8 protein-coding genes are annotated in these 14,029 nt (G+C 57.3%); 2 read left to right on the forward strand and 6 right to left on the reverse strand.

Annotated elements, in window-relative coordinates:
- Nucleotides 1-87: 87 nt before the first annotated feature.
- The 5 genes from RAC60_RS05305 to RAC60_RS05325 form a co-directional block, all read right to left on the reverse strand.
- Nucleotides 88-1,737: a methyl-accepting chemotaxis protein gene (locus RAC60_RS05305; protein WP_375092850.1), complete on the reverse strand. Its 1,650-nt coding sequence runs from the start codon at nt 1,735-1,737 to the stop codon at nt 88-90.
- Nucleotides 1,738-2,044: 307 nt separating this feature from the next.
- Nucleotides 2,045-3,238 (reverse strand): lysophospholipid transporter LplT, encoded by a 1,194-nt coding sequence (lplT, locus tag RAC60_RS05310; protein WP_375092852.1) that lies wholly within the window; start codon nt 3,236-3,238, stop codon nt 2,045-2,047.
- Nucleotides 3,235-5,385: a bifunctional acyl-ACP--phospholipid O-acyltransferase/long-chain-fatty-acid--ACP ligase gene (gene aas / locus RAC60_RS05315; protein WP_033739215.1), complete on the reverse strand. Its 2,151-nt coding sequence runs from the start codon at nt 5,383-5,385 to the stop codon at nt 3,235-3,237. The genes lplT and aas overlap by 4 nt, the downstream gene beginning before the upstream one ends.
- Before the next feature lie 335 nt (nt 5,386-5,720).
- The gene (locus tag RAC60_RS05320) at nt 5,721-7,460 is read right to left on the reverse strand and encodes a penicillin-binding transpeptidase domain-containing protein (RefSeq protein ID WP_375092854.1); all 1,740 of its coding nucleotides are present in this window, start codon (nt 7,458-7,460) and stop codon (nt 5,721-5,723) included.
- A 274-nt stretch (nt 7,461-7,734) separates the two neighbouring features.
- Nucleotides 7,735-10,008, reverse strand: coding sequence for a molybdopterin guanine dinucleotide-containing S/N-oxide reductase (locus tag RAC60_RS05325; protein ID WP_039339105.1), 2,274 nt, complete (start codon nt 10,006-10,008; stop codon nt 7,735-7,737).
- Between the two features lie 187 nt (nt 10,009-10,195).
- Here RAC60_RS05325 and galR point away from each other — a divergent pair, with 187 nt between their 5' ends.
- Nucleotides 10,196-11,206, forward strand: coding sequence for an HTH-type transcriptional regulator GalR (galR, locus tag RAC60_RS05330; protein WP_039338882.1), 1,011 nt, complete (start codon nt 10,196-10,198; stop codon nt 11,204-11,206).
- A 39-nt stretch (nt 11,207-11,245) separates the two neighbouring features.
- Nucleotides 11,246-11,434, forward strand: coding sequence for a hypothetical protein (locus RAC60_RS05335; protein ID WP_375092856.1), 189 nt, complete (start codon nt 11,246-11,248; stop codon nt 11,432-11,434).
- Here the strand turns inward: RAC60_RS05335 and RAC60_RS05340 are convergent.
- Nucleotides 11,427-13,802, reverse strand: a complete 2,376-nt coding sequence (locus RAC60_RS05340) for a beta-N-acetylhexosaminidase (RefSeq protein ID WP_375092858.1) — start codon at nt 13,800-13,802, stop codon at nt 11,427-11,429. The genes RAC60_RS05335 and RAC60_RS05340 overlap by 8 nt on opposite strands.
- Nucleotides 13,803-14,029: the final 227 nt, after the last annotated feature.

The following is a 14,029-nucleotide window of genomic DNA, read 5'->3' on the forward strand; positions in this document are numbered from 1 at the left end:
CGCACCGGGTGCGCACGCGGCTTTCGGTCTGCCATCAAGCCAGGAATTTGCCCTGCTTACCGCCGACCGTTCACGGTGTGATCAGCCTTAAAAGCTTTGCCAGTTATCCTGTCCGCCTGTCGCCAGAGCCATCACGGGTTTGGGCGCAACAACGGTTGCAGGTTGGCGCTGAGGCGTCACATCAGCCGCCTGCTGGCCCGCGAGCGTAAACCTGCGCACCAGCGCAGCCAGGCCGTCGGCCTGCTCCTGTAGTGAGAGCGATGCGGCCGAGGCTTCTTCCACCAGGGCCGCATTCTGCTGGGTCACATCGTCCATCTGATTGACCGCCTGATGCACCTGCGCGATCCCCAGGCTCTGCTCTGTGGCCGCAGCGGCGATTTCGTTAACCAGATCGGTAACCTGACTGACCGCACCGCGCATCGTCTCCATATTCTGATTCACGTTATCCGCCTGGGACGTTCCCGATTCAATCAACGCATTCGACGACTGAATCAGCGTTTTGATTTCACGGGCGGCGGTGGTGGAACGCTGCGACAAATTGCGCACTTCCCCTGCCACGACCGCAAAGCCGCGCCCGTGTTCGCCGGCTCGCGCCGCTTCAACCGCCGCGTTCAGCGCCAGAATATTGGTCTGAAACGCAATGCCTTCAATCAGGGTGATAATGTCGCCCACCTTGCCCGCGCTGTCACGGATCGACGTCATGGTATCCAGCATGGTAGTGAGCGCCGCAGAACTGGTTTCGGAGAGGTTACGCGTATTTTCGGCCAGATTGCTCGCCTGGCGCGTGTTGTCGGCGGTCTGTCTGACGGTTTCGCTGATTTGCGTCATGCTGGCAGCCGTTTGCTCCAGCGAGGCAGCCTGCTCTTCTGTGCGGGCAGACAAATCCTCATTCCCTGCCGCAATCTGTGCCGACGCACTGCTGACGGACTGCGAGGCACTGCTGACCGCATACATTGCGGACGAAATACTTTCCATAAGACGATTATAAGAACGCGCCATGACACCGACTTCATCACGGCGGCTGTCATCGGCCTTCAGGGAAAGATCAAGCGTATTGCTGGCGCGTTCCATCAGCCCGCCCATGGCATTCAGGCTGCGGCGGACGCGCATGATGGTCAGTATCGTCAGCATCCCCAGGCCAGTAATCGCCAGGGCAATACCGGCGGCCATGCCCCATTTGGTCAGCCGATAAATATGTTGGTTTTGCAGGCGTAACGCTTCACCCATTTTGCTGTTAAATTCAAACTGATCGCGGTAACTGTTTTTTAGCTGGGTGATGGCGCCGCCAATGCCTTCATCATCACTTAACAGCGCCAGGCTGCGTTCATTCTGATGTGCCCGGGAAGCCGTGAGAAATGCCGGAAGATTTTGTTTAACGGCATCGATTAGCCGCAATGACTTTTCTGTCATCACCCGATCGTCGTCGTTGGTAATATCGTTATCGAAATAATATTTCGTCAGTGTCGAAATGTCCTCAATGCGTTTTTGAATAACCGCTTCGAGACTGGCCAGCTTGCCGCTCTCATCCTCTGTCTGATGACGATATAACGCCACAGAGAGGCGATTACTTTCATCCACCAGCCGGTTTAACACCTTGAGCGAATCAATCGTGTTTACCTGCACATATTCAAATCGCGCCTGAAAACCGGCGAGAAGTGAAAGCGTTACGATCCCCAGAATAATTAATGAACCTGCTAAAAGCGAAAAAGCCAGAGAAAGTCTTTGCGTCATATTCATTAAACCGAGCTCCTTTCTTTCCTCCGAGCCTATTCCCGAAGGAAGCCAGAAATTAATCGGCAATAATAAATAAAAATTTATTTCAATTTTTTTAAACCTGAATTCGATTTCAAGTTTAAATTAATTATTCATTGCCAAAACTTATCGAAAGTAAATAAACGACCGGACAAAAACAATAACAAAATAAACTATATTTTTTTGAATAGTAAATTTCTGGTGATACATCAAAAAAAGGCGTAATACCCTCGGGGCCAGCATAAAGGAGAAAAGCGGAACCGCGGGGACAGCGCGCCCCGCGGTTGTTGCATCAGGCGCGGGAGGACGGACGCCACAGCCACAGGAGGGTAATCGCCAGCGCGAATAAGGCGCCAAAGCCAATGCCGGTCGCCACGGCGGGGGCACCGGCGCGAATGGCCAGCGTATACAGCCCCAACATGATGAGCATGGCGGTGTTTTCAATCAGGTTCTGCACTGCAATCGCATTGCCCGCGCCGACGCTCTGTTGACCGCGTTCCTGAAGCAGCGCGTTGAGGGGTACAACAAAGAAACCGCCCAGCACGCCGATGATCATCAGCAGCAGGTAAGCATTCAGCAGGGCATGTTGCAGGGCGAAAATCACCACCATCACGCCGATCAGAACGCCCGCGGGCATACAGCGGCGCACGGTTTCCAGCGTCACCAGCTTTGCCGCCAGTGCCGCGCCCACCACAATCCCTACCGCGACCATAGCATTCAGCATGGTCGGCGTTTTGTTATCGCTGATGCCCAGCGCCACGGGTACCCACAGCACCAGCAGAAAACGCAGCGTTACACCTGCGCCCCAAAACAGACTGGTACCGAGCAGAGAAAAACGTGTTTCGGCATTGTTCCATAGCAGGCGCGTCGCGCGGAGAAAACGGCCCAGCATGGCCGCCACATTCCAGCTCTGCCCCGGACGCGCGGCGCGCAGTCTGGGAATAAACAGGTTCGCCACCACCGCCACCGCATAGGTCAGAGCACAGGCGGCCAGTGCGGCAACCAGATTCCAGTCCGACAGGATGCCGCCCGCCACCGAGCCCAGCAGAATAGATGCAATGGTGGAGGCTTCCATCAGCCCGTTGGCTTTAACCAGCTTTTCGCCATGCGCAATTTCAACCAGAATGCCGTACTTCGCCGGGGAGTACGCGGCAGCCCCGATTCCCACCAGGGTGTAACCCAGGAAAGGATTAAAACCGAAGCAGATCACCATCGCACCGAGCAACTTCAGGCTGTTGGCAAACATCATGGCCCGGCCTTTGGCAATGCTGTCTGCCATCTGGCCGACAAAGGGCGCAAGCAGAATATAAGTGGCAACAAACAGCATCTGCAGTACCGGCTGGCTCCAGTCGGGATAGAACTGGTTTTTCAGCAACGCCAGCGTGGCAAACAGCAGGGCGTTATCGCCGAACGCGGAGAAAAACTGCGCCACGATTACCGCTATCATGCCGCGCGACAGTAACGGCGCATCACGTTCTGGGATCATGCCTGGTCCTCTTCCGCCATTTTCTTCAGGGTGACATAGTCAGGTTTGCCACTGCCCAGCAGCGGCAGCTGTTTGACCACGCGGATATCGCGCGGTACGGCCAGATCCGCGGCACCCAGCGACCGGGCCGCCTTTTGCAAATCCTCACGCGCTAAGGCGCTGTCGGTAGTAAACAGCACTAATGCTTCACCCCGATTACCGTCGGGCCGCAGCGAGGCCGCGTGCTGTTTATCCGGCGACGCGCTCAGGGCGATCTGCTCGACCACTTCCAGCGAGACCATTTCCCCGGCAATTTTGGCAAAGCGCTTCGCCCGGCCCTGGATCTGGCAGAATCCGCCGTCATCAAAGCTGACGATATCGCCGGTATCGTACCAGCCCGCTTCCATCTGCCCTTCCCCGTTGTCCGCCGCCGGGGTTTCCAGTACGCCGGGATTCTCCACCCGCAGATAGCCTTTCATGATATTTGGACCACGCAGTTGCAGCCGCCCGCCCTGTTCAATGCCCGGCACGGACATCAGGCGCGAATCCATTCCCGGCAGAATACGACCTACCGTGTGCGCTTTGGCGGCCATGGGCACGTTGATGGCGACAACGGGCGCGCATTCGGTGACGCCATAGCCCTCCAGAATCCGGATGCCGTATTTTTCCATGTACAGCTGGCGCGTGTTCTCCTGCAGTTTTTCTGCCCCCGCGACCACATAGCGCAGACGGGCAAAGTCATAAGGTTGCGCAAAACGGGCGTAATTCCCCAGGAAGGTTGAAGTGCCAAACAGCACGGTACAGTTGCGGTCGTACACCAACTCAGGCACCACGCGGTAGTGCAGCGGACTGGGATACAGAAAGACCTGCGCCCCGGTCATCAGCGGCGTAAACAGCCCCACAGTCAAGCCGAAGGCATGGAACAGCGGCAACGCTGACATAAAGCGATCGCGTGGCGTAAAGTCGGCCACCGTGCGAATCTGCTCAACGTTCGCCAGCAGGCTTTTATGAGAATGCACCACGCCTTTCGGATGCCCTTCGGAGCCAGAGGTAAACAGCACCATCGCGGCATCTTCCGGCTGTTGCGTCACCTGCGCCTGACGCGGCACCAGCAAATGCGCCAGTATCCAGAGCTTATCCTGCAACGTGACGGTATCTTTCAGATCTTCCAGATAGATCCACCGCACCTCGGTCAGCGCCTGCGGCAGATGCCACAGGTTGCCTTTATCCAGGAACTGCCGCGACGTGAACACGGTCTTTACCTGTGACGCAGTCAGCGCCGCACGCAGGCCCGTTACGCCCGCAGAGTAGTTCAGCATGGCGGGCACGCGCCCACGTAATGATGCGCCCAGGATCGCCGCCGCCGTGACCGTGGCGTTGGGCAGCAGCAACCCGACGTAATCGCCAGGCTGGCTGTACCGTTCCAGAATGCGTCCAACGCCCAGCGCTTTTTTCAGCAGGCCGGTATAGCTGTCGGGTTTGAAATTCACGTCTTCGATGCACCGCTTAAACGCGCCATAGCGCTGACGGGCACTCAGAAAAGCCTCATACAGGGTTTCCCTGGGTCGCACCGCCATGCGTGCTTCCATCATAATATGGTGCAGGTGCTCACCGGCCAGCACGCGACGGTCGCGGGCGCGCTTCGCCTCGGGCATCGGAATGTGGGTGCCGGGTAAAATGCTCAGGGTAATACGGGGAAACAGGCGACGCTTGAAAACGCCCGCCAGGCGACCGAACGGCGTAAATTCTGCTCCTTCAATGCGCATCGGCACCACGGTCGCGCCGGATTTTGCTGCGACAAAGCCCGCGCCGCTGTAAATCTTCATCAGCGATCCGGTTACGGTAATGCGGCCTTCGGGGAAAATAACCACCGGGCGGCCGCTGTCGATGAGCCGCACCAGCTGCTTCAGCGCCATCGGCTTCATAGGATCGAGCGGCACAAAATCCGCATAGGGTTTTATCAGGCGTAAAAACCAGTGTTCGCTAATAGACGAGTAGATTGCAAATACTGGCTTAACGGGTAGAAACAGCGCCAGTAGCGCGCCATCCAGGAATGAGGTGTGATTGGGCGTAATCAACACTTTCTGCTTGCGCAGCTCAGCGGTATCGCCCCGCAGTTCAACCCGCCACAGCAGGCGAAAAAGCAGACGGAAAAAAGTGAATAACATGCCGGCTCCTTAGCATGGTGAAAACAGCCACTCACGATGCAGGATTTAGCGGTAATCGACAACTGATTATTGGCGGATGCGCCGGAGAAAGCTGATGCAGATCATGACAAGACCAGGCCAGATTTCAGGCAAAAAAAAACCCACGCATCTGCGTGGGTCGGTGTAATAACGACTGGCCTTGCCGGAGCAGTGCCCGTTTTCACACCCATCAATACCTCTGGGATTTCTATCCTCTCACCCTTTAGCCGGTCAGAGACAGGTGAAAAAAGAAAATGAATTCGCCGAAATGAAACGAGGTGTAAAAACATCCACACCTCGCTTACAGTTTGATTTGATTAGGATTTGTCTGAACCGTTATCCACAGGCTTACTGTAGATAGCATCGGGGGCGATATTCATGTGCTTCAGCACCGGCCCCATGATGTTGCCGAATACCGGCGCGGCCACGGAGCCACCAAAGTGATCGCCAGCGGTCGGGTGGTTAATCATAACGACCAGCGCCACCTCAGGATGGCTGGCGGGAGCAATGCCAGCGGTGTAGTTCACATAGCCGCCGTCATATTTACCGCTGCTGCCCATTTTCTCTGCTGTCCCGGTTTTGGTAGCCAGACGATAGCCGGGTACCGCCGCCTTCACCCCGGTCCCGCCCGGTAAGACGTCACTTTCCAGCATATGCACCACTTCTTTCACCGTTTCAGGATTGGCCACCTGCTTGCCCAGCACGGGTGGCGTGACCTTGGTGATCGACAGCGGACGATAAACCCCATAGGAACCCAGCGTGGCATATTCCCGGGCAATCTGAAGCGGCGTCACGCGTAAACCATAGCCGAAGGAGAAGGTCGCGCGTTCGATATCAGCCCAGCGCGTGCGGTGCAGCGGGAAGTAGCCGACGCTTTCGCCGGTTAAGCCCAGTCCGGTGGGTTTACCGAGGCCAAAGGCATAGTAGGTGTTCACCAGGGCTTCCGCAGGCATTGCCAGGGCAATATGCGAGACGCCGATGTCGCTCGATTTTTGCAGGATGCCGGTCATCGTCAGACGCGGCCAGTGCCCGACGTCACGGATCAGGTGGCCGTTCACGCGGTAAGGCGTGGTATCCAGTACAGAATCCGGTCGCACCAGGTGGCGCTCCAGCCCTTCCATCACTACCAGCGGTTTCACTGTCGAACCCGGTTCATAACTGTCGTTGATGGCGGTATTGCGCATCTGTGCCGGTGTGGCACCCTGGTAGTTGTTGGGGTTGAACGACGGATAAGAGGCCATCGCCAGAATCTCGCCGGTATCAATTTTGACCAGCACCGCCGCACCGGAGTCGGCCTTGTTGAGCAGCACGCCGTCACGCAGTTTGCTGTACAGCGTGTACTGGCTGAATTTATCAATGCTGAGCTGTACCGTCGGCGGCTGCGTCGGCGGCTGATAGCTAATCATCGAAATGATATTGCCGGCCGCATCCTGGCGATACACTTCTTTGCCCGGCTGACCCTGCAGCACTTTATCGAAGCCTTTTTCCAGGCCGTTCAGACCGTTATTGTCAGCACCGACGATGCCGATAAGCGGTGCCGAGGCTTCACTCATCGGATAGAAGCGGCTGTCGTCATAGACCTCACTGATGCCCTTCAGCTTGAGATCTTTGATGTCTTTGGCGATCCCCAGCTCCACTTTACGTCCCAGATAGAGAAAACGACGTTTAGGATTCGCGGTGATCTGTGACGCGACTTCTTCGGGCCGCATGCCCAGCGCCGCCGCCAGATAGGCCCATTTGGCGCTGGTAAAGTCGGGGTTACTTTCCAGTACGCGCTGCGGATCGGCGATCACGTCACGCGAGGGCACACTGAGTGCCAGTGCCTCACCATTGCGATCCAGTAAGGTGCCCCGGCTGGTGGGCAGCGTCACGGTACGCAGAGAGCGCTGATCCGCCTCATGCTCCAGCATCGGCTGATTCAGGAACTGCAAATCGGCCACGCGCGCCAGCAAAACGACCATGCAGGCCAATACGCCCAGACAAATCAGGCGAAAACGAAACGGGTTAAACGGGGCTTTTATCTGGTCTTTACCCAGTAATTTTTTTATCCGGGGCATAGCAATCCGCTGCGCTTAAAAAAAAGAGGTCAATCCAGCAGTTATAATCAAAGCGCGGGTGAAAACACAGGAAAACTGTGTATCAGTTCGTTATTGATCGTTTTCCTCGGGGCAAAAAAAACCTGCGTATCTACGCAGGTTGGTGTAATCAAAAAAATCAGTTGATGTTCACCCATCAATACCTCTGGGATCCTGACTGTAGCAAGCGGCGATCCCGTTCTGCCACGACAGAAACGCAACAGTTACCTGCAAAATGTAACCAGCCGTGTGATCCTTACGTATTTGTGCAAACGACATGTTTTTTGATGTCCACGAGGCAACTCATGGCGTTCGGCCCCTGGGTCAGTGACGAGGTGCCGATATCCAGCGTTAAGACATTCGGATTGCCCGCCCGATCAAACGGCTGCCAGGCGTTGCCAAAGCCGGGATCAAACCAGGCACCGGTAGAGATGATCACCACGCCCTGCTTCAGGCCGTCGGTTAAACGCACCCCAGCCAGAATCCTGCCGCGCGCATTGCTGACTTCAATCTCGTCACCATCGACAATGCCGCGCGCGTTCGCATCCTCAGGATGCATGTACAGCGTTTCATGGCCGGCGGTTTTATTGCCCTGCACGGTGGCAGTGGCATCCAGCTGACTGTGCAAGCGATCCGAGGGCTGAATGGAGATCATATGCAGTGGATAGTCCTGACTTGCCGGCGCTCCCAGCCATTCCCGCGGCTCACGCCATTCCGGGTGACCGGCCATATCCTCCAGCTGATAATCCGCAATGGTCTGGCAGAACAGCTCAATTTTGCCGCTGGCGGTCTGGATCGGATGCGCGAGGGGATCGGCGCGGAAGTCCGCCATAAAGACGTAGGGTTTACCGCCTTCGGGGATTTCAACGAAGCCGCGCTGCCAGAACGCCTCAAATTCGGGGAAAGCAATGCCGCGACGACCATGGGCGACGGCGCATTGTTGGTAAAGATGCGCGATCCACTGCATCTCGTTGCGCCCTTCCGTGAAGGTATCCCGATAGCCCAGTCGCTCGGCCAGATCCGCAAAGATATCAAAGTCGTTACGTGCCTGATGCTGGGGTTTAATCGCCTGATGCATCGCCAGCACAAAGCGATCGCGCGACGAGCCCCCGATATCATTGCGCTCCAGCGTGGTGGTTGCCGGCAGTACGATATCGGCCATCTGTGCAGCCGGTGTCCAGACGATATCCTGCACCACGACGGTATCCGGCTTTTGCCAGCCTTCCACCAGCCGGTTCAACTGCTGATGATGGTGGAACGGGTTGCCGCCCGCCCAGTGCACCATGTGAATGTCCGGGTAGTGCAGGGTTTCGCCCTGGAAGCTATAAGGCTGGCCGGGGTTAAGCAACATGTCACTGATGCGCGCCACGGGAATAGAGAGGCCCGACGGATTGGGTCCGGTACTCATCATCGGCGCGGGCCCTTCCTGGCGCGGATTGCCCACGCTGTTCATGGAGCCGTGACCAAATGAGAAGCCCGCGCCCGGCAGGCCTGGCTGTCCGAGCATGGAGGACAGCGCGATCATCATCCAGTAGGGCTGTTCGCCGCGATGAGCACGCTGGACAGAGTAGGAGCAGGTGATAAAACTGCGTTTGCCGATCAGCTGCTGCGCCAGTTGCACAATGCGCTCCGCCGGGACCGCGGTGATCCGGCTCGCCCAACCCGCCGTTTTGGCGATGCCATCGCTTTCGCCCAGCAGATAAGCACGCAGCTGCGGCCAGCCGGTGCAGTGACGGGCAAGGAAATCCTCGTCGGTCGCACCGCGCTGATAAATTTCATAACCGAGCGCCAGCATCAGCGCCACATCGGTATTCGGCCGGATCGGGATCCAGTCGGCGCGAACAAATTCAGGGCAGTCGTCGCGCATGGGGCTGATGTTGATGACGGGCGTGCCTTTCGCGGCCAGCTGTTCCAGCGCCGGTTTCAGGCTGTGCTGACCTGCGCCGCCGGAAGCCACCTGGGCATTTTTTAGCGCCAGTCCGCCAAAGGCGACAAAAATCTCGGCGTGTTCCACCACCTGCGGCCAGTCGGTGACGCGCCCGGTGAGCGGCATGTAGGTGCCCATAACATAAGGGAGGAAAAACTGCGCTGCGCCCCAGCTGTAGTTGCCTTGCTGATCGACCCCGCCGCCGCCCTGAAAATAGAAACGCCGTACCAGCGTGCGCGCATGGTTGACGCGCCCTGCCGATGACCAGCCGTAAGAGCCATTAAAAATGCCGGAGGCACCGTAGCGTTCACGAATGCGGCGATTTTCCTCAGCCACCAGATCCAGCGCCGTATCCCAGTCAACGGCGACAAAATCTTCGCGTCCACGCAAGGTGCGATCGCTGTTCTCGCGGGAGGTTAACCACGAACGCCGCACCATAGGCTGGCGGATGCGTTTATCCGAGTAGACCAGTTCAGGAATGGTGTTGAGCATGGGCGACGGATCGGCGTCGGCAAAAAAAGGTTCGCAACCGATGAGACGGTCGTTTTCGCTTACCGCGGTAAAGGCGCCCCAGTGCGCCAGATGTGGCACTTTTATTTTCATGGTCATCGCTTCGGCAGGTGTTGGGATAAGCAGCATACCATGGGCTGTGACCGTAGCAGAAGGCATCACCCATCGTCTGATTTTGCCCTGTTTGCGACCGCACTGGCATTCTGTTGGCTTGATGTACGTGCGCTTTTCCGTAACACTGGAGCGATGTGTAAACGTTTCCCCAAAATCAGGTAAACCCATGGCTACCATTAAGGATGTTGCCCGGCTGGCGGGTGTTTCTGTCGCCACGGTTTCCCGCGTGATCAACAATTCGCCTAAGGCCAGTGACAGTTCGCGCCAGGCGGTGAATCAGGCCATGGAATCGCTCCAGTACCATCCAAACGCCAATGCACGGGCGCTGGCACAGCAGTCAACCGAAACCCTGGGGCTGGTGGTGGGCGATGTATCCGACCCGTTCTTTGGCGCGATGGTGAAAGCGGTAGATGAAGTGGCAGGCCAGACAGGCAACTTTTTGCTGATTGGTAACGGTTACCATAATGAGCAAAAAGAGCGCCAGGCTATCGAACAACTGATGCGTCATCGCTGCGCGGCGCTGGTGGTTCACGCCAAGAAAATCCCCGACAGCGAGCTGGAAGTGTTGATGAAGCAGATGCCCGGCATGGTATTAGTGAATCGCCTGCTAAAGGGGTTTGAACAACGCTGTATTGCGCTTGATGACCGCTACGGTGCCTGGCTGGCCACGCGCCATCTGATTCAACTGGGCCATCAAAATATCGCGTTTATCTGTTCCACTCACACCATTTCGGATGCGGAAGACCGCCTGCAGGGCTATTACGATGCCCTGGAAGAGCACGGCCTGCCCTGCAATGACAGGCTGGTCGCCTGGGGCGAACCGGATGAAGTCGGCGGCGAGCAGGCGATGACGGAATTACTGGGACGCGGCAGAAACTTTACTGCCGTAGCCTGCTATAACGACTCCATGGCTGCCGGGGCGCTGGCGGTCTTAAGCGATAATGGCGTACAGGTTCCCGAAGCGATGTCCCTGATCGGTTTTGATGACGTGCTGGTTTCCCGCTACGTTCGCCCGCGCCTGACGACGGTGCGTTATCCCATCGTCACTATGGCGCAGCAAGCCGCCGAACTGGCGCTGGCGCTGGCTCACCACCAGCCCGTTCCTGAAGTGACCAATATGTTCAGCCCGACGTTAGTCCGCCGCCACTCGGTCAGCGGCCCGGCCACCTCGTCCTGAGTTCCTGCCTTGCCGCGACCTTTGGCGCGGCATGTGTTGATGGTGCAGGATGATACCCACCATTTTTTGCATCTTTTCTCTCTCAGTCTGTTCTGCGAAATAAGCCAGGCATTCGCGCTGCAGGAAGGCGGCAAGATGAGCCATCCCCGGGAACTTACTGTTGTCAGTGACCGTGATGGCGAACCGCAGACAATGCGCCTGCTGCGCGCAGGTCGCCAGCTTATTTGAAAGCATGGAGGAGGCGTTCAAGCGGCCGTACGAGTGCAATGACCGTCTCATCCTGCACCTGTGCCGCTGCATCCAGCTTCGCCTGCATCTGCGCCACCTCGCCCGCCCCAAAGGCCTGGTTACGTACATAGGCATCCACCATCGCCATGCCCATCACGCTCAGTGCATCAACCTGCCTGGCGCTGCCCGCCAGCGCATGGAGCGGCTGGGTGGCATTCAGTAGCGGCTGAACCTGCGAATAATTTTCGTGCCAGCGTTGTAACTGTGCACGAATCGCCGTCGCGGCGGCAGGATCGGTCCGGTCTTTAATCAGCAGGGCAACCTGCTTATCCAGCGCCCGGACGGTATCACTTTCAGCCGGTAAGACGTCCGCCAGGCGATTCAGCGGTTCAAAGTAGTTGTAATGCCCGGCCTGAAACTTGAGATGCTGACGCGTATAGTACTGTGCCGGTTCCAGCGCCTGGGCCAGCACGCGCAGCGGCTCGATATGGGTACTGTTGGCCAGCCGCATCATCTGTCGTTCCGTCTGATCGTGCTGTTGCAGGCCGACGGAGATCGTTGTCCAGCGATCCATCGCCGCCAGCCGTTGATACATGCTGTCTGGATCGGTCACGTTCTGCGCTGACCATAACCGTTCGGCCACCACAAAAGCGCGCGGCCAGAGTTTGGTATCAATGATCGTGCTGTTGACGTTTTCAGCCCACAGCGCGGCCTCGCCGCCCAGCAGGTTTTGCTGCTTCTGCCGCGCATCGGGCAGCACCGGCTGAATACCGGCTGGCACGGCATCAAGGCGTCGGCCTTCGGTGGCATAGCGTACGTTCCCCACCCGCATATACCCGCTGAGCTGGTTACCGGTCAGCGTCACCACGGGCTGGAACGGTCCCATCCACGTATCGACCTCGAACGTCAGACGATCGGGTGCCAGCCACGCAATTCCTTTCACCAGACGGCGCGACTTACCCGCGAAATCAATAAACCCGCGCCAGCCGTCACGACCTTTAATCAGCGTAAAGCTGCCCGTCACCGGACTGCCTTTTAACCGCGGCATAGAGAACGACCAGCTCTGCGCCTGGTCACCCGGCTGAATGACATCTTTGCCCTCAAGCCCCTGGGGATAGATTTCATTGCGATAGTGATAGCTGGCCGGTTGCGGCTGATCCAGATAGAACCCGGTGGAGAGAATGCCGCGATAGCCATTTTTGGCGACGGTACCCAGCGCATCCTGGCCCTGCCAGGACTGGATCAGAATGCTGTGAGGCAGATCCGGATGGGCGATCTCATCCCAGCCCACCATGTGTCGTTGATGTTTTTCGAGAATTTTTTCAAGGCGCTGATTAAAGTACGCCTGAAGCGCGTGACTGTCGGCAAGACCACGATCGTGCATAAATTGCTGAATGCGGGATGATGCCTGCCACTGGCTGGGATCGACCTCATCGCCGCCAATATGCACATACGGATCGGGAAAAATGGCGGCGACCTCCCCGATTAGCGCATCAATGACCTGGTAAACCTGCTCATTACTGGGATCCAGTAGCGGCTTAAAGACGCCCCAGCCGCGCTCCATCCGATAAGGACCGGGGGCGCTGATCAGTTCCGGCATCGCCACTGCCAGCGCAGAGGCATGTCCGGGAAAATCGAGTTCCGGCACTACGCGTACGCCACGTTCCGCCGCATACTGCACCACGTCGCGCATCTCTTCCTGGGTATAGAAAAGACCGTCGCTGGCGTTTTGTTGTAGCTGAGGATAGCGGCTGGAGGCGAAACGCCAGCCCTGATCGTCCGTCAGATGCCAGTGCAGCACGTTCATCCGTGCCGCCGCAATGCCATCAATCTGCCGCTTAATCGTTCTGACCGGCATGAAATGGCGGGCACTGTCGATCAGGATGCCGCGCCACGCAAAGCGCGGTTTATCCTGGATCGTCACCCAGGGAATGCGGGTGCCTTCAGGCGTGTTTTCAATCAGTTGCAGCAGTGTTTCCATGCCGCGCATCGCGCCAAAACGGGTAGTGGCCCGTAGCAGAACGCCGTCACTGTTGACGTTAAGCTGGTAGCTTTCATCGCTGTCTGGCTGCGGAATGGGATCGGTGACCGTTGCAATCTGCACGCGAATCGTAGGCGGGGTCACAGTCTGATCGGTGGGCAGTAAAGGCCAGCCGGTTTGTCGGGCAATGCGTGACAACCAGCGCGTTTCGGCACCGGGTAACCTGTCCCCCTCGATGCGCAAGGTGAGCTGTGGCGTCAACGTCAGCCAGCCTGCGTTGGCAGGTTGCTCTACCTGCTGTGGCCATGGCATTAACGGCAACGTGTCCGCTGCGGCAGAAAAGGACAAAGCACAACAACAGATAAGCACATTTCGGCGTAGCGACATTGGCACGGTACCCTGCAAGTCGATGGCAAAAAAGGTCGGTCACCAGAGTAATGTCATTTTGCGTGGCTGATCAAATCAGTCCGTCTGAAAAGGCGACCCCGGGGCGATTTTTTTGTCGTGCTGATTTTCTGCGCGTGTTTACGGCTTCTTTGTTTCAGGTCAAAACGAGACGAATTAATTCGCTGCAGTCACTACATGTTGAGCCTAAAATCCGAAACAACACCTAT

This window comes from Pantoea sp. BR_17 (genome assembly GCF_041955125.1).
Classification (GTDB): Bacteria; Pseudomonadota; Gammaproteobacteria; order Enterobacterales; family Enterobacteriaceae; genus Pantoea; species Pantoea stewartii.

Bases quoted from the DNA above. Each gene is read 5' to 3' on its own strand.
- galR (WP_039338882.1), top strand. From the start codon at position 10,196: ATGGCTACCATTAAGGATGTTGCCCGGCTGGCGGGTGTTTCTGTCGCC.
- RAC60_RS05305 (WP_375092850.1), bottom strand. From the start codon at position 1,737: ATGAATATGACGCAAAGACTTTCTCTGGCTTTTTCGCTTTTAGCAGGT.
- RAC60_RS05325 (WP_039339105.1), bottom strand. From the start codon at position 10,008: ATGAAAATAAAAGTGCCACATCTGGCGCACTGGGGCGCCTTTACCGCG.
- RAC60_RS05340 (WP_375092858.1), bottom strand. From the start codon at position 13,802: ATGTCGCTACGCCGAAATGTGCTTATCTGTTGTTGTGCTTTGTCCTTT.
- aas (WP_033739215.1), bottom strand. From the start codon at position 5,385: ATGTTATTCACTTTTTTCCGTCTGCTTTTTCGCCTGCTGTGGCGGGTT.
- RAC60_RS05335 (WP_375092856.1), top strand. From the start codon at position 11,246: ATGGTGCAGGATGATACCCACCATTTTTTGCATCTTTTCTCTCTCAGT.
- RAC60_RS05320 (WP_375092854.1), bottom strand. From the start codon at position 7,460: ATGCCCCGGATAAAAAAATTACTGGGTAAAGACCAGATAAAAGCCCCG.
- lplT (WP_375092852.1), bottom strand. From the start codon at position 3,238: ATGATCCCAGAACGTGATGCGCCGTTACTGTCGCGCGGCATGATAGCG.